This window comes from Paenibacillus sp. FSL R5-0766, assembly GCF_037971845.1.
Classification (GTDB): domain Bacteria; phylum Bacillota; class Bacilli; order Paenibacillales; family Paenibacillaceae; genus Paenibacillus.
In genome coordinates, this window is record NZ_CP150227.1 from 6,664,272 (window position 1) to 6,687,175 (window position 22,904).

Sequence of the window (22,904 nt, forward strand, 5' to 3'; positions counted from 1 at the left end):
ATCGAAAAATCTGGGGATAACAGCGATTGGAAGGTTGTTCTGTCATCGTAGTGTCAGTGTGAACAATCTTTAGTTCAGTTTATATAGTATATAAGAGAAGAATGAGAATTTCATGAGAGCGGCCCGTTCTGAACCGATAAAGGCAAAATAATCGAAGCCTCGGTGCCTTCACCCTCGGTGCTGGTCAGTTCGATCCGTGCTCCAACTGCTCCTGCAAGCTCTTTGGCAAGCGACAATCCCAGACCTGAACCGCTTGCGCCTAAACTGCGTGTTCTGGCCGGATCAACCCGGTAGAATCGGTCAAATACCTTCTCCAGCTCGTCCTCCCGCATACCAATCCCTCTATCTAGAATCCGAATTCGGCACTCTTGCCCCTTGGCTTCCAGCCTGACTTCAATTGCATCTTCACTATACTTCCGGGCATTATCCAGCAAAATAAACAACAGCTGCTTCAGCTTGCTCTCATCGCTGATCGCCCAGATTGAACCTGGATCTTCACACCGGACTTCACGGTGATAGGCTTCGCGAAACGCACGTGTGGAGTCTGTCGCCAGTCTCGTGATATCCACACGCTCCAACTGTACGTTCCACTGCTCTGGCTGCTTCGCAAGCAGTAGCAGTTGCTCGGTCATCTCCCGCATACGAACCGATTCGGACAGAATCGCTTCCACCGCTTCATCAAATACCTCAGGCCGCTCTTTTCCTCGCCGCTGTAGCAGACTGGCATAACTTTCAATAATGGTCAGCGGTGTTTTGAGCTCATGAGATGCATCGGATACAAATCGTTCCTGTCGTTCAAAGTTGGATTCGAGCAGGTCCATCATCCGGTTAAACGTCTGTCCCATCGTTTTCAGTTCATCCTTCGACCCTTCCTCCAGTGGAAGACGCTTGAATTGGCCGCTGGACTGAATGTCACTCATCGTGCGTGTCATCTGCTGAATCGGTCTGGTCATCCGATTTGCCAGAATCCGGCTGGAGATAATGGCTGGGATCAGAGCAATAATCGTGACTGCCACAAGCACAGTCCGAAGTACAGACAGACGATTCTCCGTCTCTGCAATGCTCTCGGTGACTTGTACATTCACCACCTCGCCATCAGGCCAGATGACCGGGACTGATACCCACACATAACCAATCTGTTCGACTTGGGTATACTCCAATTTCTTCTCACTTTCGTACTTATAAGGTAGCTTGCTCAGCTGCTCGGAAGCTGCTGTTGTTGTCACCGGGGAACTGGTGCCGTCTTCATTAACAATCCGAAGCATGCCGTTCACAGGCGCGTAGGCCCGCAACAAGTCGTCCGGCGGAATGGAACCGGCAGACTGACGTACTCCTTTGACAATAGACTCCGCTTCCGCTTCCACCCGATTAACCTCGTTATCAATCGACATCCGTTCAAACACGATGTAGACCGACAGGTTCACCGCGATTAACAGCACAGCAAATAATACAGACGAATATCCGTAGATTTTACTGCGCAGGCTCATAACTGTTCCTTCAGGACGTATCCAACGCCCCGTACGGTATGTATTAAGGGCGGTGTGAATCCGTTATCCACCTTTTTGCGCACATAACGGATGTACACATCCACCACATTGGTATCTCCATAATAATCGTATCCCCACACGGCCTGCACAATCTGGTCACGACTGAGCACCTGACGTTGATTCTGAAGCAGATACACCAGCAGATCGAACTCACGTGGAGTAAGCTCAATGGCCACACCATCTCGGGATACCTCTCGCGTTCCTTCATTCAGTTTCAACCCGGCAGCCGTCAACCAGCCCGCCTCAGCTTCATCCTGATGCCCAGGAGAGTCATTCCCCGTATCAGCAGGTGTAGACGAAGAAGCGGAAGAAACAACAGACGCCACTGCACTAAGCCGCAATGCGGCCCGAACTCGGGCAAGCAGCTCTTCAATCTGGAACGGCTTGGTGATGTAGTCATTGGCTCCGAGATCCAGGCCAGATACTTTGTCTTCTACCGAATCTTTGGCAGTGAGCATAATGATCGGTACCGTAGCATCTTTGGCCCGTACTCGCCGCAACACTTCAATTCCACTCAGACCAGGCAACATCACATCCAGCAGAATCAGATCCCACTGTCCTTCTGCATACTTCTCCAGTCCTTCTGTTCCACTACCAGCCTTGCCTACCTGATACCCCTCATACTGTAGTTCCAGTTCAAGCAGACGTGCTATTTTGGGCTCATCCTCTATGACCAGCACGGCTTCGTTCATGCAGCGCTCCCCCTCATCCCCATCATTTCATTCTCCCGTTATCTTACAATAACATCTACAATTTGCCCAAGGCATCTTCAACCGGATGCTCCCCGGCAATCAGATCAAAGGCCATCCGGTACGTCTTCTCTTCCTGCAAAGAAGCCACGATGACACGGGCCACATCTTCACGCGGGATGCTTCCCGGCTCCAGATCGGTTCCAACTGCAATCTTGCCTGTGCCCGGTTCATTCTTGAGACCACCTGGACGTATAATCGTGTAATTGAGATCACTTGCAAACAACACACGATCCGCATAATGTTTCGCCACGTAATAAGGCTTAATGGACTCTGACCATTTCTCCCGTTGATCTGCGCCATACGCACTGACCAGAATATATCTGGAGATTCCTTGCTGCTCTGCGGCTTCCATCGTTTTCACCGCACCGTCGAGATCAATCAGCAGTGTTTTGTCCTGACCGGTAGATCCGCCAGAACCCGCCGTAAACACAATGGCATTATTGTCCTTCATTGCCTCAGCCAAGTCCTCCACACTACCCTCCAGATCACCGATCACCACATCTGCACCGAGTTCCTTCAGTGCGTCTGCCTGCTCCGGTTTGCGGATCATAGCCGTTACTTTATGTTTGCCTTCCTGTGCCAGCTGCTCCACCACAAACTTTCCAATTTGTCCATTTGCTCCTATAACTAAAACGTTCATATGTCATTTCTCCTCTCAGTTGAACGGATGGCTTGTTGTTGCTCCCCGTTCCTTTTATTTAAAGATGCTCATCCTATAATTTAAACGAAAGCCGGCGCTTCTAAGCGCCGGCTTCATGTCCATGCCTGTTCAGTACCTCTAAGAAATGTGAAGTCTTCCGTTGTCCCATTAATATGCCATATCCCCTAGGTACTTTATACGCGACCTCACATTTGACCACTTCTGCCGCACCTTTTTTCCATCTGAATATCTGTTATCCTTTGTAATCGTGACAACCAAAAAGGACGCCCAAAGGGCGCCCTTGAATGGCATTAAGATTAGTAAGCCAGTGCAAACAAACCGTGAATATGAGCCAGGTAACGGATGTTACTTGCTTCTTTCATCATGGTTGCAGGCAGACCTTTCAGACGAGTCTGGTTGCCACCGATCATGCCGACAGCATCTTTACGACCCAGACTTCCCAGCGTACCGGAGAATACTGGTGTGAAGGATTCCATTGCGCCACCTTTGAACATAACGCCCAAGTTGTGACCAATAGTCTCACCCATTTGCCAAGCCAATTGTGCTGTTGGAGGGTAAGGGCGAGCGCCTTCGCTAGGGAAGACTACTGCGCTGTCACCAGCAACAAACACGTCTTTGTGAGAAGTAGATTGCAGAACTTCCGTAACTTTCGCACGGCCACGATCCACTTCAATTCCGCTGTTAGCAACAACCGCGTTGCCTTGTACGCCACCTGTCCATACGAGTGTGTTCGTAGGGATGGAGCTGCCGTCTTTCAGCAGAACTTCGTTTTCTTTCATCTCGGTAATCGCTACGCCAACGATGAAGTTAACGCCACGTTTCTCAAGACTTGATTTAGCACGTTCAACCAGCTCTGGCGGGAATCCTGCCAGGATGGAAGGACCTGCTTCAACTGTGTACAGGGATACTTCTTTGAAGTCGATGCCTTTTTCTTGACATACAGCAGGAAGCAGGTCAGCGAATTCGCCAACAAGCTCAATACCTGTCAAGCCGCCGCCACCAATAACAAACGTAGCGTCTGCTTTGTTGCCGGACTGTTTGTAAGCATCAAGACGTGCTTCAACGTGTGCACGAATACGGTTTGCATCGCTAACCGATTTGAGCGTGAAGCTGTACTCTTGCAATCCCGGAATTCCGAAGAATGCCGTTTCGCTGCCCAAGGCAACGACAAGTGCATCGTAAGAGTATGTGGAGCCGCTGGTCATCAGAACTTTTTTCTCGTCCGGCTTGATTGTATCCACCGTATCGATTTTCAAGTTCACGTTTTTGCCACGCAGCAATTTTTCGAGTGGAAGAGCAACTGCTTGTTCAGCAATGCTTCCCGCTGCAAGACGGTGCAGTTCCGTGATAATTTGGTGTGTAGGGTAACGGTTCACGACAGTAATTGTCGCTTCTTCTGGAGACAAGTATTGACGCGCAGTCAATGCAGTCAACAGACCGCCGTATCCTCCACCCAAGATCAAAATTTGCTTCGACATATCCATCCTCCGTTCTTCTAAGTCTTAACGTTTCGGTTGTTGACGCTCGTTCAAGATGCTCAAGAAAGATTGAGCAAAACGAAGCGATTGTTGTACGTTTGGATCTTTAAGCATTTTCAGCATAGCGAACAAGCCAACTGAAGTTTGCTCTGTTTGCGCACGGTCATTGGCTTCGATGGCAGCAGAAGCTACACCTTTAGCTTTGTCTACAACAGGCTTAGCGAACTCGCCCATTGCGCTCATTGTGTCGCTGATCAGAACTTTGTCTGTTGCTACACTTTGTGCAAAGTCATAAGCTTTTGTCATAGCAGTAACCATTTCAGCCAATTTAGGCAGGTTCTCCACCAGAACGGTTAAAGACTCCTGTACCTCAGGCTTCATCAGTTGATCCAGAACGTCCAAGGACTGGCGCTCGGAAACGTTGGCACCTTCTGTAACTGGCACCTCTTGTTGAGTAGGCGATTGTGACATAAGAGAAAGTCCTCCTTTACTTTGGGATAGAAGTCCGCGACTTTCATGATGCCTGTCAAGCAGAGCCGAACCACAAAATACATCGAATACATCTAAATGTACCAAATTTCACACAATAGGATGAGCGTAGCTCATGGCCACTCCCATATCATGCATTGTATCTTGGATCTATTGCGGACAACATGTGTTGACGCACAAAACGACAAGCAGGCCGAAACCGAACTCTATACCCTTATATTACACCTCTTACACATGAACATGAAAAAGAAATTTTTTACACTTGTGAAGATATTGTGAACATTGTAGCAAAATCGATTTTTTTGTCAACCCATGAAGGCAGGCTAACGCCGCCGATCCTCCTGTCCATGATCCGTATTCCTACCACATGTGGTATTAAGACAAGATCACATATGACCAGATGTGCGATATGTACACAAGGAAGGATTCGTTTATCCAAAATTTCAGGAATTGTTTTCCAATATCAAGATAATCATGCAACGAAATTGGTCACTGTCGTTATTATGCAGCGTTGGGCTCAGCCTTATTCCATCATTGAGACATCTTTTCTATTTCAAGTATGAACCTCTTGCGTCACGAATGCAAAAAAGACAAAAAGAAGGCCTGACGGATCGCCCTGCCTCCTGATATTTGTTTTCACTGTATGTCCAATCTGATTGTTACAATTAGGTCACACCATAACTATTTCTGGGGAATGCTGTTCCATTCCTTCAAGCAACGCTTTTATTACAACAACGGCGGCTCGCTCCAATTCCTCCAATTCCAGAAGTATCGAGATAGCCTGATCGGCATGAAGCTTCTCATTAGGCAGTCCTCCATCTGGAAAAGGAAATAATTCTGTGAGTGTATTTAACTTTTGGGACATGTTTCGATATAACTCTTCTGCCTGAAGACAGAATGGAATCAAGTTGGAATAACAGGCAGTCGAAGCCCACTTTAGAGAAATTTCTCTGAAAAACTCACTTGCATAACGTCTTGCATCCCACAAAACCGCAATGTTATAGGCGTGACCGTTCGGTTCTACCCGTCTGTATTTTAAGGCTTCTCTCCAGACTGCATAGGCAGCCACACCACTGACTGTGTTCGGCAAGGTATACGGGTCCTCTCCACGATAATGAGCCAACGCAGCTGTCAGTGCCGCGTTCAAGTTCATTTCTCGTATCATGCCATCTGATTCGGCTGCCAGTACAAATACTTCCTGATTCACACCCCGGCCTACATGATCATAGGGAATTGTTCCTGATTTAATGAAATCAGTACCGTATAGGGTCCGGGCTGCATCATCATAGCCATAGATCAACCCGAATTCGGGAATATTCAGGTCCCACACGACGGCCGGAATTCCCCGATGAATGGCGTAACGTATCAGGGAGAGGGCCTGGACAAGTCTTGGATTAAGCAACCTTTTCCCTTTCGCTTTCTCCTCTAGCATCGAAGGATCGACCAGATTGGCATTGAGTCCCGCTTCGCTCGCCAAAGCCTCAACCGCATGGGAACGATAACCCATATGTTGCAATCCTCTTGTAAGCACCTCTTTGAAGTTATAGGCAGTAGGTCCAGCAATATGTATGTCCTGAGGCAGGATGGTCAAACGAAAAGAAAGTCCACTCATCCCCATAACCATGGGGAGAGACGGAGATGGACCGATATAACCTAACATCTCGTGAATGGATGCTGCTGCCGAGTTCCAGGTTTGGGGAGCCCGAAACGAAAGGGGTTCCTCCAGAGTCACTCGATTTTGCCCGAGTGTATTCCACTCTGCCAGCATTTCTTCTACAGATAAATGAATATGAAGCTGAGACACTTTTTTACGTGAACGGGACAGAATTTGATACACATTGGCACTTGTCAGATTGAACTTGCAGGCTATTTCTTGCGGTGACAGCTGCTCCATCCAATATGATGTGAAGACCTGTTGTTCTCTTTCATTCAGGCAACCCAACAGCCTGTGGAGATTGTTCCTCATTTCCTGCTGAGCAACAGCTTGATACGGATCATAGCCTGTATCCTGCGATCTCCGATCTGTGTCATTCAAAAGATGATTCAGCGTCATGTCGAGCGAGTCTTGATCGCTCCATGAGGCATCATCGGCTCCAAATCCAAATGCAAAGAACGAAGAAAAATGTTCTTCCCGCTGCTGCTTTTGGCGCTGCATATGTGAGTATGCCTGATTACGCACAATGCGCTGCATCCAGGCCATAAAACGCTCAGCATTCTGAAGCTGTCCCATATGAATGAACGCACGAATAAGCCCATCTTGTAAAATGTCTTCTGCGAGATAAGAATCATACGTGAGTGCTCGCACATAACGAAACAATTGCCCACGGTAACGGTGAATCAACTCTCCAAAGGCCTCTGTATTCCCCGTTTGGGCTCGTTGGATAAGCGCGATATCGGGCTCCTTTTGCCCATCCTCTAATGTCTCATCTAACCCTGGCCTGATATGGCGATTGTTAGTTAATCCATCCATGTATATCTCCCTTTCTTATAACGTCTACACTTTCATTACTCCATCTTCAAAATAGAAGCTTCGATCATGGCTTCCGTCTCCGCGATTGCCACCATGATTGTCGCAGCAGCCTCCCAGTTCCGAGAGACAAGACGGGATTGGCATTCCCCGAATTGGCGGGATTGTGCATATTTCAAAGCAGAAAGGTCAGGATGGATTGTGTTAAAAAACAAACCATAATCATGGGCACGACGTGCGCCTACTGGCAGAGCAAAATACACATAATGAGCCCACTCATTATCATCGATTGCTCCAGTACGAACCTGTTCCGCCTTATGCAGAATGGCTGAAGCTCCGGTTCGTCTTTCCTGTGCAGCAATATCATGGGTCTGTTCTGTAAGGGTTGATTTGAACCAAGTGAAAGCCCGGTGGTTAATCTCCTCCCCATCAGGATTTTCAATGCGTTCAGGACCCCACCATCGTCGATACACACCGCTACTCCATGGGAATTCAGACTTCCATGCTTCCTCAAGTTTATCCAGTGTCAGGAAGACATTCGGAAATCCAGCCGGGTCATGCAGCCATATTTCATCGCCACTCATATTGAGCGCCACTATATAATGATCGCAACCACCCAGGTTGGGAGAGTTGGGATTGTAGACGAGTTTGCCCATATCCAGCGGCCCCATCATCACAGGGCCCTGCTTCAAAGCCTCTCTTAGCTCATCTACAGGCATCTCTGTACCCCGTGCTTGCACACTTTCGCGCACACTAAATCCCAGAATGCTCATCGCCTTGCTGATGGCCAGATCAGGACTGGAGGTACAGTTATCAAAAAAAAGCATATCTTCCTGCGTTCGAAAGGCCCCTAGTGAAAAGCCACCGATGGTTTCAAGCAGACCGGGATCTATCTTTTCTCCAATGGACGACAGCAGCATTGAAGCTGAATTGGCGTAACAATACGCACCATTTCCAATATAATTGCTCATATCATAACATCCTCTCATTCCTTTAATGAAGCACGCAATTATGCAATGCCTATACTTATACTGACTCTTCGTACAGATCATTTGTGACAGAATATCCAGAAGTAATTTCTGACCGCCATGAAATAGTGAACGTTTAGAATGCGGACATCCCGGTTAATAAGGACTACACCAGAAACGAAGGAGATGTTCGATATGAGTAATTCAACTGGCGATAAAATCAAAGCAGGCGTAAACAAAGCCAAAGGCGAAGTGAAGGATCAGATCGGTAATGCAACCAACAACAGATCCCTTCAGGCTGAGGGTAAAAAAGACAAAGCCAAAGGTGCTGTACAGGATAAAATTGCCGACATTAAAAGAGATCACTAGATCCTTTTGATGCAAACCTCAGAAAGCACGAAGATTTCGTGCAATAGATCGTTTTAAAATAGCCTGACCGTCCGTGTTCGGAAGTTATCCGAATGTGAGACGGAGGCGCAAAAAAGCCAAGGAAGGTGTTACTCAATACACCCTTCCCTGGCTTTTTTTGCGCTTTTTATACTGCTGGAACTGCGTATCTTGCCATATCGATAATGAAACTGCGCGTTTCCCTTGTTGTATGGTATTCACGGCTGAACTGTCTGACCCATTCGGGATGTTCCCGATACCAACGGAAGGTTTTTTCCAATCCCTTTTCCAACGTGGTTTGCGGTAACCATCCCAATTCCGCTCGCAATCTGCCTGAATGTACGACCAGACTCGACCCTCTGGACTGGGTTGGTTCTTGCTCCCGGATCTCTACAGTAGCTACGGATCGATCCATTGGTTTCAGTATCTCCCCTATTTCCTGCATGGTTGTTCCAAGCCCTGTTGATATGTTGTAGACCTGTCCGTCTTTGCCTTTCAGCATGATCTGTTCAATGGCCCGGAGGGCATCATCTACATACAAGAAATCACGCACTGCCGATCCCTGAATATCCAGAGGCAGTCCGTCCAACATCCGACCAAAATTTCGGGGAATAATACGGTCTGGCAACTGCCATGGACCATAGAGGTTGGTCAAACGAAAGAGTTTGACTGGAAGCTGGTAACATTGAGCATAGGAGTGAGCCAGCATTTCACACGCGACTTTGGACGCGGAATAAGGAGAGACGGGTGCATACGGATCTGATTCGTGATAGACTCTGCCCCAATCGCCGCCATACACTTCAACGGATGAAGCCAGCAAGACTGGAATGTGATGTTCCGTAGCATATTGCAGGACAGACTGTGTGCTAAGTGTATTATTGCGGAAAACTTCCCCTGGCTGATGATACGAATAATCCACGTGTGGCATGGCCGCCAGATGAATTATGTAATCTGTTCCTGGAGGTAGATGAATCCGGTCCGCTGCAAGGTCACAACAGATGAACGGCATCTCGTGCAGAGGAGAGATATGAACCAGCCTCTGACAGTAATCATCCCGATCCAGAAGGGTAATTCGATGCCCTTTTTGCGCCAAATACTGTGAAAGATTAAATCCCACAAATCCAGAAGCCCCTGTAATCACAATGTTCACACACGATTCCCCCTTGCGATTTATACAACGAGTGCATTGAAGAGAGTTTATGTACTGAGTATAACCTTAAAATGATACATTTTGTATCATTTTACAATTGTTTTTTGTTCGTCCTTGAGGTTATCGGGTAATTTATAGTGAGGTGATGTGAGATGAATGAACGGAAAAAGGACATAGAGACGTTATTCCTTCCGGATGACGGTGTAATTCCCAATCATCCGACCCTGCCTGTGCTTTTGTATAAAAACGTATGGGCTGAAGAGGCCCTTCACGCAGAATCGTTGCTGAACCGTAACGGATGGGGAAATAGCTGGTTGAATGGTGTGTTCAATTATCATCATTATCATAGTAATGCTCATGAGGCTCTTGCTGTGGTGAGTGGATTCGTGAAACTGATTTTAGGCGGAGAAAACGGTCAGAAAGTTTACCTTCAAACAGGCGACGTTGTCGTTCTTCCTGCTGGAACAGGGCATAAACGTCTGGAGTCCAGCACTGATTTTCGTATTGCCGGAGCTTATCCGGGCGGCATGAGTTACAACACACGCACAGGTGAGGAAGACGATCATGCCAAGGCTCTTCAGGAAATCCGAGAGGTTCCGATCCCGGATACCGATCCGGTCTATGGGCAGCACGGACCGTTACTAGAAATCTGGAATGGGAAGAAATCATAATAGATATGGAGATAATCAAGAAGCATGTTATTGGACAATCCACTAGCGAAGCTGGTTCGGTACTTACCGAGAAAAAATAGACTGTTCCCCGGACAAGTAGAAGTTACTCACCGGTGGAACAGTCTATTTAAGTGTTAAATCTGAACAGCTGGTAACGGAGACACTTCGTGATCATATTCCTGTCTGTGCAAGGAACTGCTCAAATCTTCCGTCTTATTCCAAACTTTGCGATCTCGTCGCTTGTTTTTCTATCTGTGCGTTTCAGCCTCAGCGCTCGGTAAGCCGAATACTGTAATACCTCATTGCAAGTGGCTTTCCATCCATTTCAAGTTGGCCTTGCAGCACCAGTTGCCGTAGACGGTACTCCACGAACGCATCACTTATATGCTGGCTACTTGTACCAATCACTTCACCCACAATACGAGCTGCTCGGATATACTTGCCTAGCTCCCAGTTCGGTGTCAGCTCCCTCACCTTCTGCATAATGTACTCGTCCAACGCATCTTCAGTTAAGCTCCGAATCACGCCATTCTCCATCATACGTAATAGCCCAGGCTGTACCGAAAGTTCCAGCCAATCCTGCTCCAGTTGGCGGCGCTCTTGCTTGGACAGTGGCTCTTGCTCAGAGCAAACGTGCCACATCGCCAGAAGCTTTTGCGGAAGAATCTCGCCTGTGTGGAGCACATCGTATTGAACGTCAGGTCTATCAAATAATTGCTTATATAAGTCACTCGTCTCGATAAGATATATGGGGCTCTCGCTGTTCCGCAATAGATACAGGGCGTAGAGCAGTCCCGTCTTCTCCCGTGCATTATTCGCATACCAGATAATGATCGACGTCTTGGAATCAAAGGACTGTATTGTGGCGTTGAGCTCAAATAATGATTCCAGTTCATGCATGCCATATGCCTCACGGTCATTGAGACACATTCGTTCGGTCAGCCAGAGATGCCTGCGTTGCAAGTCTGCACGCCGGGTCAGATCACCCAACGGACCTACCGCATAATTATCATCTATAGAGAAAAAACTCCGCTTTTCCTGATCAGGCAATGTACTCATTCCCATTTTCAGACTACTTAGAGGTGATTCTCCAAACGTAATATGAATTTCATTTGGCTTGTCGACCTCGGCGAGAGCTTGTTGTTCCAGACGACCCAGATCAAAAGGGGTATCCATATTCCGAAACAGTGACTGTACCGCTTCCGCAAAATCCACCTTTTCGCCTTGCTCTTCCTGCCGCTTGACCACATGTCCTGACTTCATATAGAGCACACGCAGTATTGAACGAAGTTCATCTTCACTCATACGATTTATCGTTCGGCTGAATACATAGATATTATCATTCATGCTGGGTCCTCCTTCGAGCTAATGAGATTACTGACATCCTATATCTGCTCACTGATAATTCTTTTAAGAGGAAATCGATTTTCCAGTTGGTTGATTCAGATCATGCAGATCTTCTCCATCTGACGATGACCGGGTAAAGTGTCGCTCCAGTTTGCGGCTTGCCCACAGGGATACCGCAATAAACAGCACTACGCCTACCCAGCGTACAGGGTGCTCCAGAAATTGTTCCACATTGGAACCGATATACGTAACTGAGAAGATCATTATCGCTTTGCCACAACCCACCGCAAGCAGGAAGGATAACAATCGCATTCGCGCGATACCTGCCGCCACATTAATAATGACAAACGGACCTACCGGGAAGATACTCAGCAGAAAAACATAACTGAATGCATTCCTTCGAATCCATACCATGCTGCGTTGCACACGAGGTTTGCGTGCCCATCGTTCCACAAAAGCGGATTTCCCAATCTCCCGTACGATCAGGAACGTAACGGTACAACCGAGCACCATGCCAATCCATGAATATATAAATCCTGCCCACAGACCATATACTGCACCGTTCACACCTACGATTAATAGCGTCGGAAGTGGCGGTACAAATGATTTCATAAACGTAAGCAAAATTCCCGGCAACGGGCCCAGGGAGCGAAACTTCTCCAGCCAGAAACGAATATTTTCTTCCGTAATATATGACATAATGTCCAATGCTGCCGGGGTCATCTGCATCCATCCAATCTATACATTCTAAGTTCTCAGGCTTGATGTTCACTATACATTTCATCATTCTTATGGATGATGAGGCTTCTTTAGCAACTCCCTCCCAGTATAACGTACATCTTCGATGAACACCGATGTCAATTTGAAGAAATTATTGCACGGCAAACTTACTTACTTCCCACCCCAATCAAAATTAAATCAAAAAAGCACACCTCGACCTCTGTGGTCTTGGTGTGCTCTTTATATCAAAACCCCGATTCCATCTTCGGGGGTATTTATCCTTCTTCCAGCTGCGCTTCCTGCATGGCCAGTTCAATCAACTCTGCCTGATGGGCAGCATTCCATTCGGGAATACCGGAACGCATGAACTCTTCGGCATCCATCGCTGCTTTGGACTGGTTGCACAGATTACAGGCGCAGACACAGTTGAGCGGAGTGGTATGTCCACCTTTGGCACGCGGCAGCAGATGGTCAATCGTATCTCCGTACGATCCACAGAAGTAACAGGTGTAGTGATCCCGGGTCAGAATATACCGTTTGAAATCCTTGTTGCTGAACAATCGGCGAATCGTGTACCGATTGACCACCACAGCGGCTTTTTCCTTCACCAGCGTGACCGCAAGCTCCATGTCCACTTCCTGATGCCAGCGTCTGCCTTTGTCCGTCTTGCCTCTCATCCGTACCATGCCTTGCCGGTTGGTCCGGAGCGAAGCCGGATCTTCCGGGTCGATGGCTACCGGGGCCGACGGCGTCTGGCGGCGGGGACGGCCATCCGTGCCAGCCCCGTGGCTTCGGCTGGCATGCGCGGGTCGCTGCCCAGATACACCGCGGGCAGCGTCTTCGCCGTTCGCCTTGGGCGCACGCTCCTTGCGCGCCTGGCGCGGCTTGGACCCTGGCGAGCCAGGCTGGCGCACGGGCGCAGGAGGCCCTGCCTCCGCAGCAGCCCCCGGCGCTTGCCCGGGCTCGCGCCCGGTGGCGGCAGGCTGTGCCTCCGCCGCCGTAGGTGCAGCGACCGTGGTGGCATCGCCACGGTCGCTCAGTGCCGGCGCATGGGCCTCAGCAGCTACGCTGCGGGCCTGCCCTGCGCCGGGCGCGAGCGCGGCAGCACGCTTGCGGCGCCGCTTGCGCTTGTGTTTGGCTGCGGTCGGTTGATCCGCAGCCATGGGCTCTGCTGCCGGGCCTTGCGGCGCAGCTGGCAGTAGAGCCTGGTGGGCCGCCGCAGCTTGCTCGGCGGCCTGCACTGCAGCGGCTGCTCGCGCGCCAGCCCGCTGTGCACTGCCCTTCTCATTCGCAGCAGCATGCCCCTGCGAATGCCCTTCTTCCCCACGCCAGTGCTCGCCTGGCTGTGGCTCATCTCCTACCTCACCTGCCAAAGCATCCTGCTCCAGACTCGTCTCTCTCAGCTCATTGCCCGTCATGCCCTCTGATCGCTTGCTCTTTCTCCGTCTTCTCCTCTTCTTCCGAATACCCGAAGAAGAGGGGGAGGAAGTCACCAAGTCAGCACGTTCATCGTCATTCGAAGATGACGAGCCTGCTGACGGTTGAGACACCAGAATTCTGTCAGACTCAGACACCGTAGCAGATCCCTGCTCCATACCGTGGGAGGTACGACCTGCCTCATTTTTCGCAGATGCAGAGGGTCTGGCAGTAACAGCACGTGTCTCCAAGCCATCCCGTTGACGCTCGATCCGTTCATTCGTTCGTCCGCTCACGCTTGAACCTGACTCGTGGTCAGCCTGTCCATCAAGCTGGCGACAGCTGCGGCAGGCTCCACGCCTGGCTCCGGGACCTGCCCGCTTTCCGGTTCTGCGCCGGAATTCGGACATCGGCCGCTGTTGTCCGCAATACATACACGTTTTGCTCAGTCGCGCTTCTTGTTCCGTCTTTCCTTGCCGGAAAGGGGCTGGACCCGTCTCCATGTTGTCACCTCGGTTCCGTATGAATCCGGTTTCTTTCTATTGTATCACATCTGCTCGTGAACACCCTCATGGCCATAGGCCTGATAATCTTTCGAGTTGTACTCCTGTGTCTGTTCACTGCATTCGTGAAGAATGTGTTCCACATATTCCAATATATCCTGCATCGGTCTCCCGCATTTTTCGCATGTTGTCATTATATTCACCTTAATCCTGTTATCCATAATGTATTATCGTTCCGCCTTATGATTACCCCTTATACATGAAAAAGAAACACTCGTTCCCCACATCTAGCATATCTACTAGAGTAAAAGGCTGGGCAAAACCCAGCCCCTCCTCATCAAACCGTACGTGAGGTTTTCCCTCATACGGCTTTCCGATGTTCATCTTTCATGGGCATGCAGCATATTTGCTTTGGCCTCATGACTTAGTTTCCCCTATAAGAGTTGTTGAGTGTTTTCTAGCGTGTCGTTAGCCATTTTGGCATTCACGAACTCGTACCTCTTGGTGAAACGTGAACAAAGTAGGGCTCCTTCCCTCCCGCAGGTTGTGTTGTCCTGCGTTCCCAGGTAGTATGAGCCCCTCGGACTCCCTTCCTGCTGGTCACTCACTTCACCTTCTGGCTTATAGAGTACCACTTTACGGATTCCTAAAAAAAAATCCGTGCAGGGGAGGGTCTCCCCAGTTCACTGCATCCTCTTTCAGACCATGCCGCTCCCCTTACGCCGGAGGATTCTTCGCTGTCGCTCCAAGTTCAAAACAGCTTCCCTGGCCTTCGTCCATCTACACGAGACTCGGCTTCCTCTTTTCCCTCTTGCAAGGCCTTTTTGACGACGCGGCAGGATTCACTTGATGTTACGGCCTGGACTGTCGCTCGCCCTGTCTCTGACAGGTACTTTCGTCGATACGCTTTTACGCACAGATTTCTCCATACGCAAGTATCCTAGCTACACGGGGCTTGGCCTCTCCCGCGACCGGATTTTCACCGGCTAGAAGATGCGTGCTTAGCTGGGCACGCTATAGACGAAAAAACCGCTCCCCGCTCTCCCCTAAGGTCGACCAAGAAACGGTTTATTATTCCTGTGTTGGAAATACATCTTATCAAACGTCCAGTTGGCCTGAGTTCTGTTGTGGGACCAGACGTGGTTTGGGTTTTGGCAGATTGCCAAAGATGACCCATGCATATGGAACAAACCTTGCCGTCAATCCAACGACAATCCACGAAGCGATCAGAGCTACACCGAATCCTCCGGCATACCACAGATGCACTAACCAGGAAACACCAGTTTGCGGTGGAAATTCACGATACACCAGCAGGAAGAAGGGATGGATCAGGTAGATCCCGAACGACAGGGCTCCAAGCCGGTTTAGCGGCTTCACGATCAGTGATGGTCCTTTGCGATAGAGCAGATAAGCGACCTGGATAAGTACCAGCGCACAAGCAAAGGTATGCACATTCCAGAAGAATTCATACCACAGTGTGTTGTACGTTGCGATCTTCAGACGCAGCAGATAATAGATATACACATGGCCAAGTCCGGCAATGATCCATACCGCCCAGAGCAGAATCCATGAAGCTACGCGTCCTTTGGTGGCATTGGCCCGACTGATGACAAACCATTGCTTGATTTTAGGGAAATACACCCCGATAAAAGCACCCAGCATGAAATAAGAGAAGTACGAGAACGCCCAGCTTCCCTTGTTGGGTACCTGGAATCCATATTTATTACTTACGATGAATGCCCATTGAATCAATAGTCCAATCGGAACAGACCATTTCACCACAGAAGGATATTTCTTAAGCAACCATAACACCAATGGGAATAACAGATAAAATTGCATGTTAATAAACACAAAGTACAGATGGGTATAGGCCTTGCCCGTAAACAATTTCGTGATAAAACTTACTGCCGATTCGCCGAAAGGTCGGCCCTGATAATGTGTGAAATGCAGCAATACAAAATACATTAATGAAAACAGGAAGTATGGAAGCAAAATATACACAAATCTTTTCTTGTAGAAGTTACTCACGAGTTTCTTATCCAGCGGACGGGAGTAATAGTTATAGAACAGTACAAAACTGCTCATAAAAATAAAGGTTGGCGTACCATATTTCATAAAGATATTAATAAAGTTGTACAGCCAGTAGTAGCCTGAACCCGTCATGTCCACCGTCGCATAGGACGTGGAATGCACGCACAGTACGCCGATAATTGCCATGGCACGCACCAGATTCAGTTCTGGAATTCGCTCTCTTTTCAGTGTTTCACTCATGTTTACGTTTCTCCTTAATGTGTTCGTCAATATGTCAGATATGACTTAATACAATAAAGCTCTCTATCTATTAAAAGCCATAATGCTTAAGATGGATAGTCCATTTTCTTAACAATTCCTAAATTTTCAACACATTTCACACTATTTTCATGTCTATATATGTAAAAAAGACCGCGAGTACGCGGTCTGTGGAACATCCTGCTCTCAACCAAATGAATATTGGATCAACCGGATGAGAATGGTAAATTTGGGTTTGGGCATGATCACGCCCTGACTGAGTCTACTTCCCACGACTCGCCAGAATCTGTTTATACACGTCAATCGCTGCCTGTCTCGATGCCTTCAGATCAACAATGGCATCCTTGCGCGGCTGATGGATGTCCTTGCTATGCAGATCCTTCAATTCAGGCAACCACTTGCGAATATAATCACCTTGCGGATCATACTTCTCGGATTGCGTTACTGGATTGTTCACGCGAAAATACGGAGCCGCATTCTCCCCAAGCGAGGCACACCATAACCAGTTACCACGGTTTTGAATGTTATCATAGTCACGCAGCTTGCGCCTGAAATAAGCTTCGCCCAAGGTGAATGGGCATTGCAGGTTTTTGGTGAGAAACATCGCCGTGAGAATCCGCAGCCGGTTTGGCATATGTCCGGTTTCATTCAGTTCCGTCATCGCTGCATCAATAATCGGAATGCCTGTCTCCGCCTTGCACCACCGTTCAAAGTGATCATCATGGAGAGCCGAGAGATCGTACACCTTTTCATATGTAAAATAGTGACTCTCATAGACCGCTCGATACAGATAGAAGTCGCGGAAGCACAACTGCCTGATCCATTCCCCAGCCTCAGCCGTGCGACTCGCCGCATCATACATTTTGCGAATGGATACAGCCCCCACAGCTACGTAAGAACTGAGATGACTTGGCTCGTACGCCTCATATTCATCCCGATGATCCCCATATTCAGCAATTCGATCCGACAAAAATTGATCCAACAGCAGATGTGGGTCTTCGTCATTCGAAAGACTGCCCTCCAGCAACTCTGGAGGTACCTGCATTGCATCCGGCCATTCAATCTGACGATCGCTCACCTTCAACGCTGCAACCGTTGTTGCCGAAGGAGGGTTGGGATGTTCATTCATGAATTCCACCCACCGCCGATGAAAAGCCGCAAATACTTTATAAGGCTCCGACTTGCCTGTAAAATTGGAAAATCCATTCAGATCCATCAGCAGATGATCCGTCAGTTGTGTGAACGAAACCTCGTGCGCCTCACTAACTTTGCGTATGGCCCTATCCCGCTCGATTGCATATGGCGTCATGTCCCGATGGACCACAATCTCGTTAATCTCACCTTCGAATTCGTTCAGGATGAAATCAACCACTTCAGCCGGTTTGCCATAAGCAACATGCAGTTTTCGTTTGGCTTCAAGATACTGTCTGCCTAATTCCGCTGCGTGCTGCCTGAAATTCACACCGCTGTGTTCCTTCTCTCGGCCTTGCCGCAGGAGGAATGAATCATAGATGAGAACATGCACACTCTCTTCCTGGTGTTCCCGCAAATAATCGAATGCGGCCAAATCATCCGTACGCAAATCTTTGCGGTGTATGAATAGCTTCATGCTCACCCTCCTGTCTGAACTTACATTACATACGTTTATTTATCCGTCAGGTTCTGATATAACCTGCTTGTTTCGGGCTCCGGCTGATATCCCAGATCCTCATTTAATGTCAATGTAAATGAACGATATAAACGAAGTATGCCTTGCTGATCATCCATGGATGCATACACTTCCATCATGAGTCGGCAGATCTCTTCCGAATAAGGCTCCCGTTCCTGCAATATCGTTAATTGCTCAATCGCTTCCTTGCCACGACCATGCTCCATATCCCATCTCGCGATATCCATAACCAGCGCTGTATACTTGCGTCTGAGTTCCCTTGCTTTGGCCTGTGCCCAATGATAATCATGCTCTTCCAGATAATCGCCACGATAAAGCGGAATCATATGTCTCAAGTCTTCAACATTGTCTGATGTGATGACGTTGTAGACCATGGCTTTTTCAAATTGATCCACATCACTTACCAGATTGCCTGATAACAGACGATAGCGGTTCATATTGTACTCAAGCTTGCCTGTCATGTTCCATTCCTTAAGCAGCTTTCGAATCTGGTACACGGAAGTATGTAGATGGGTTAATCCCTTTTCCTGGGAAACATCACCCCATAGCTTATCCAGCAGAATCTCCTTGCTTACCCATTCTTCCCTGTGATGAAACAAAAAAGCAAACAATTCCTGTGATTTGGTTGTACGCCACTTATGTTTCTTGGCTCCCTGATCCAAGCTTCTGTAGATATCCAGATGTTTGAACGTTAGCAGCCCCGGAACTTCAGTATCCAACTCCACAGATACAGGTTCCGATTCCTGTACCTCGGCGGTGGCTGCAACTTGGGAATTATGCGACATTATGCCCGCTACTCGATCAATGGTTTTGGCCAATCGGGCGGAACTTACCGGTTTCAGTACATAATCCAGTGCATGCAACTCAAATGCTTCCACTGCATGGTCCGCATAAGCCGTAACAAAGATAATACGAATACTCTGATCCAATTGCTGTATATATTCAGCCGCTTCCAGGCCATTCATCTCGGGCATTCCAATGTCCAAAAATACAACATCTACACGTTCCTTTGCCAGAAAATGCAGACCATCACGAGCTGTTGAAAAACATTGCACGGGTGTAATTCGTCCGTCCGTTCGTAGTAGTCGCTCCAGATGAAGCTGCGCTGGCTTCTCATCATCGATCACAATGGCTCTCACCGTTCTTTCAGCCTCCTGCCATGAAAGATTCAATAGGAATACCGATTTTATCGGCACCCCCTAGTCTGTTAACCATAATTGCTTCACTCGGCACACTAATTGGAATAATCCACCTTTTGCACAGGGATACGGAATCGGATCTGCGTGCCTTTACCCACATGGCTATGAATCTCCAGTCCCTGACCATAGAGAGACATCAGGCGACGGTTTATATTTTGCAGCCCGACACCTCCCGGACCTTCGGTGCGCCCAGACTTGACCTGAGCCATACGCTCAGGAGGGATACCTACACCATCATCCTGGACCTGGACGACTACATGCTCGCTCTCTTTGAAAATCCTAAGATGAACAGTCCCGCCGGCTGCCCGCTCCATCACGCCGTGGCGAATGGCATTCTCCACAAGGGGCTGAATACTGAGAGGTGGCAGATACAGATGCACGTCCGATTCCACCTCATACTCAACCACCAGCCTTTCCTCAAATCTCGCCTGTTCCAGATGCACATAAGACTCCACCAATTCCAGCTCTTTGGTCAAAGGAACAAGCTGCTCCCTGTTCTGGAAGTCAAAACTTCCGCGCAGGTAATGACTCAATTCAATCAGCAGATCGGTTGCTTTGTCCGGATTCACTGCACAGGTCGCGATAATGACATTGAGTGCATTATATAGAAAGTGTGGCTTGATCTGGGCCTGCAAAAAGGCCATTTCGGTCCGAATAGCCTCCTGCACAGAACTCCGCATCTCAATTAACGTCCGAACCCGGGCACGCAATTCACCGGCATCCACCGGTTTGCTCAGGAAGTCATTGGCTCCCGCCTGGAATCCGTGTTTGATATCCTCAGGCAACCCACGGGCGGTCAGCATCAGAATCGGTAACTCCGACAAGGAACTGTGCTCGCGCAGTTTGCGACATAACTCAAGCCCGGACATCTTAGGCATCATCCAGTCCGTAATAACAAGATCAATGGACGGGAACTCCTCACGGAGTTTTAATGCAGTGGACCCGCTGTCCGCTGCAATCACGCGATATCGTTCTGTCGACAATAGGTTGAGCAATACCTGTCGATTCACAGGGTCATCGTCTACAATCAGAATCGTATGCTCCGCTTCGGGAAGATCATCCGGCTCATCTGACTCTCTTGTCACAAGCTCCTTCGCCCCTGCCCCCTGTGCAGCAACATATCGGGCGGCAACTGGTTTCGAATGAGATTGCAACATAGGCAGCTTCATAACAGGCAGGGTGAAATGAAAGGTCGAACCTTGCCCCGGCGCCGATTCAACCCAGATCTCACCACCGCCAAGCTCAACGAGTTTTCGCGTAATACTCAGACCCAGTCCGGTTCCATTACTTAATCGCTCAATCGTGCCGTTACTCTGCTCATACGCCTGGAAGATATCCTCCTGTTTGTCCAAGGCAATGCCTACCCCTGTATCCGCGACCGATACCTTCACCCAATCCCCCTCCGCACTGGCGTACAATCGAATCTCACCCTGCTCAGTGTACTTATAGGCGTTACCCAGCAAGTTATACAGAACTTGCCTTAGGCGATCTTCGTCTGCCTCAACAAGTGGCAAAGACTGGGGCCATTGCTGAATCAATATAACCGGCTTGTCCTCAAACGTGAAACCCGAGACTTCAACCACAGTACGAGCAACGGATTCCAGATCAACAGGTACCCGTTTCAACTCGATCTCACTATTTTTTAATTTGGAAAAATCCAAAATATCGTTAACCAGCAGTGAAAGGCGTTTGCCGGTTGAAGTAATCATGGAGAGATTTTTGGCTTGCTTGGGCGTGACTGCTCCGGCCGCCCCTTCCAGCATGGATTGCGCAATATTAATGATGCCATGCAGGGGAGTTCGCAGCTCATGAGACGTATTCGCCATGAACTCGTCCTTCAGGCTGTCGATGGCCAGCAAACGCTCTGACAGGGCTTCCACGTCTCGGAATGATTGTGCGAAGCGGAGTGCGGTCACTATCATCTGGGCAAATACAAATAATAAAAGTTCAATCAGCGCAAAGAACGCTGTGTCTAGGGTAGTGAACGCACCAAGCGTATACAACACAACAACCATGAGTATGCTCATCATACTCACCAATGCAAAGTGGCTGTCATTCGGCCGGCCTTTCAACCAATAGAACATGGCTCGCAGCGTATACAACATGACAACAAGCGAGATCAGTAACATGGGAAGCTCAAGAGACGAGAAAAGCGTCGGAGGAAGCGTAATACCCACAATGGTCTGAGTAATGATTAGCACTACAGCCAGACGAACAAACCACTGATGAACTGCTCCTGGCACACGGGCATCCATATATCGAAGCAAAAAGTAATAGGCAAAGGCTGAACTAAGGAGCTGAATCCGAAGTATCTCATTATTGGTCAGGAACGGTACAAACGTACCCAGTAACTTCTCCCCATGTGTCAGAGCGTACACCGCACCAGAAAGGCTGAATAATCCGAGAAAACGAAGCTCCTTCTCCGTACGTCGTAATCTGAACAGAAGTAGAAAAAAGGCGGCTGGCAAGATAAAACCGAATAAGGCCATCAGATCCCTGAGCCAATCTTGTTGCTGACTTTTCAGAATACTATGCTCGTCTCCAAACAAAATGGGCGCTACTATGCCCCCGGAAGAATAACTATAGTTCGATACTTGAATGATAATATCAGCCGTATTGCCCTCAATGGACGTGAATCCTGTAAAGGGCAGATTTAATTGTATATCTGTCGCCTTGGTCTTTCCTGGCAGACCTTTGCCGCCAATCTCTTTACCATCGATAAATACCCGGTGGGCCATGCGTATATTCTGTGTGCGTATACCATAATCATTTTTCATCGTCCGGGGTGTAAGCTGGACTTGCAAATGATAGGTTCCATACCCATGCGCCTGCCCCAAAGATTTGTTCCATCGGGCAGGAACTTGAGTGCCAGACGAAGCCGGCAAAAGCTTGCGACCGGATACACTTGCTTCAATATCTGCCGGACTCAGCAACTGCCCAGGGTAGAAATCCCAGACACCCTTTAGAGACGCTGCCCCCTTGCGATCAAAGTCCCATTCGGTCAGGTCAATTCTTCCATCCGCAGCCTGGGGGTTACTCCGCTCACTAATTAACGTCTGGGCGATCCAGCCCAGCGGAACAATGACAATGCATATGAAACTTATGGTCAGCATAATCCAGTGTTTTCTCATCTATGTATTCCTTCCATCCACAATGGCGAGAGACGTCTAATTCTGTCGATTTATCACTAT

16 protein-coding genes and 1 pseudogene are annotated in these 22,904 nt (G+C 48.6%); 2 read left to right on the forward strand and 15 right to left on the reverse strand.

Annotated elements, in window-relative coordinates:
• Nucleotides 1-110: 110 nt before the first annotated feature.
• The 7 genes from MKY66_RS28805 to MKY66_RS28835 all read right to left on the reverse strand — a co-directional run bounded on the left by MKY66_RS28805 (nt 111) and on the right by MKY66_RS28835 (nt 8,365).
• Nucleotides 111-1,487 carry an ATP-binding protein gene (locus tag MKY66_RS28805; RefSeq protein ID WP_076212202.1) on the reverse strand — a complete coding sequence of 459 codons (1,377 nt, stop codon included), beginning with the start codon at nt 1,485-1,487 and terminating at the stop codon, nt 111-113.
• Complete coding sequence (locus MKY66_RS28810; protein WP_076212204.1) at nt 1,484-2,239, reverse strand: response regulator transcription factor; 756 nt, start codon at nt 2,237-2,239, stop codon at nt 1,484-1,486. Before MKY66_RS28810 ends, MKY66_RS28805 begins: the two co-directional genes overlap by 4 nt.
• 55 nt (nt 2,240-2,294) lie before the next feature.
• Nucleotides 2,295-2,939, reverse strand: coding sequence for an SDR family oxidoreductase (locus MKY66_RS28815; protein ID WP_076212206.1), 645 nt, complete (start codon nt 2,937-2,939; stop codon nt 2,295-2,297).
• A 317-nt stretch (nt 2,940-3,256) separates the two neighbouring features.
• On the reverse strand, nt 3,257-4,438 hold the full coding sequence (locus MKY66_RS28820; RefSeq protein ID WP_036606574.1) for an NAD(P)/FAD-dependent oxidoreductase: 1,182 nt from the start codon (nt 4,436-4,438) through the stop codon (nt 3,257-3,259).
• 24 nt (nt 4,439-4,462) lie between these two features.
• A complete protein-coding gene (locus MKY66_RS28825; protein WP_017691658.1) occupies nt 4,463-4,909 on the reverse strand; it encodes a DUF1641 domain-containing protein in 447 nt (148 codons plus the stop codon).
• 688 nt (nt 4,910-5,597) lie between these two features.
• Complete coding sequence (locus MKY66_RS28830; protein WP_076212208.1) at nt 5,598-7,397, reverse strand: sigma-70 family RNA polymerase sigma factor; 1,800 nt, start codon at nt 7,395-7,397, stop codon at nt 5,598-5,600.
• Nucleotides 7,398-7,432: 35 nt separating this feature from the next.
• The gene (locus MKY66_RS28835) at nt 7,433-8,365 is read right to left on the reverse strand and encodes a hypothetical protein (RefSeq protein ID WP_076212209.1); all 933 of its coding nucleotides are present in this window, start codon (nt 8,363-8,365) and stop codon (nt 7,433-7,435) included.
• A gap of 192 nt (nt 8,366-8,557) precedes the next feature.
• On the opposite strand from MKY66_RS28835, the gene MKY66_RS28840 reads away from it, so the two are divergent.
• Nucleotides 8,558-8,731 (forward strand): CsbD family protein, encoded by a 174-nt coding sequence (locus tag MKY66_RS28840; protein WP_076212211.1) that lies wholly within the window; start codon nt 8,558-8,560, stop codon nt 8,729-8,731.
• A 166-nt stretch (nt 8,732-8,897) separates the two neighbouring features.
• On the opposite strand, the gene MKY66_RS28845 is transcribed toward MKY66_RS28840, so the two are convergent.
• Nucleotides 8,898-9,899 carry an NAD-dependent epimerase/dehydratase family protein gene (locus MKY66_RS28845; protein WP_179088537.1) on the reverse strand — a complete coding sequence of 334 codons (1,002 nt, stop codon included), beginning with the start codon at nt 9,897-9,899 and terminating at the stop codon, nt 8,898-8,900.
• A 152-nt stretch (nt 9,900-10,051) separates the two neighbouring features.
• Here MKY66_RS28845 and MKY66_RS28850 point away from each other — a divergent pair, with 152 nt between their 5' ends.
• A complete protein-coding gene (locus MKY66_RS28850; protein ID WP_076212213.1) occupies nt 10,052-10,570 on the forward strand; it encodes a cupin domain-containing protein in 519 nt (172 codons plus the stop codon).
• 267 nt (nt 10,571-10,837) lie between these two features.
• Here the strand turns inward: MKY66_RS28850 and MKY66_RS28855 are convergent, their stop codons facing one another.
• The 7 genes and pseudogenes from MKY66_RS28855 to MKY66_RS28885 form a co-directional block, all read right to left on the reverse strand.
• The gene (locus MKY66_RS28855) at nt 10,838-11,917 is read right to left on the reverse strand and encodes a DUF1835 domain-containing protein (RefSeq protein ID WP_076212215.1); all 1,080 of its coding nucleotides are present in this window, start codon (nt 11,915-11,917) and stop codon (nt 10,838-10,840) included.
• A 63-nt stretch (nt 11,918-11,980) separates the two neighbouring features.
• On the reverse strand, nt 11,981-12,616 hold the full coding sequence (locus tag MKY66_RS28860) for a TVP38/TMEM64 family protein (RefSeq protein ID WP_339806549.1): 636 nt from the start codon (nt 12,614-12,616) through the stop codon (nt 11,981-11,983).
• A gap of 296 nt (nt 12,617-12,912) precedes the next feature.
• Nucleotides 12,913-13,347, reverse strand: a pseudogene (locus MKY66_RS28865) (HNH endonuclease); the annotation flags it as partial.
• A 2,307-nt stretch (nt 13,348-15,654) separates the two neighbouring features.
• Nucleotides 15,655-16,827: an acyltransferase gene (locus tag MKY66_RS28870; protein WP_076213978.1), complete on the reverse strand. Its 1,173-nt coding sequence runs from the start codon at nt 16,825-16,827 to the stop codon at nt 15,655-15,657.
• A 280-nt stretch (nt 16,828-17,107) separates the two neighbouring features.
• A complete protein-coding gene (locus tag MKY66_RS28875) occupies nt 17,108-18,454 on the reverse strand; it encodes a deoxyribodipyrimidine photo-lyase (protein ID WP_076213975.1) in 1,347 nt (448 codons plus the stop codon).
• Between the two features lie 35 nt (nt 18,455-18,489).
• The gene (locus MKY66_RS28880) at nt 18,490-19,686 is read right to left on the reverse strand and encodes a response regulator (protein WP_339806551.1); all 1,197 of its coding nucleotides are present in this window, start codon (nt 19,684-19,686) and stop codon (nt 18,490-18,492) included.
• A gap of 62 nt (nt 19,687-19,748) precedes the next feature.
• Complete coding sequence (locus MKY66_RS28885) at nt 19,749-22,826, reverse strand: ATP-binding protein (protein WP_339806553.1); 3,078 nt, start codon at nt 22,824-22,826, stop codon at nt 19,749-19,751.
• Nucleotides 22,827-22,904 lie beyond the last annotated feature (78 nt).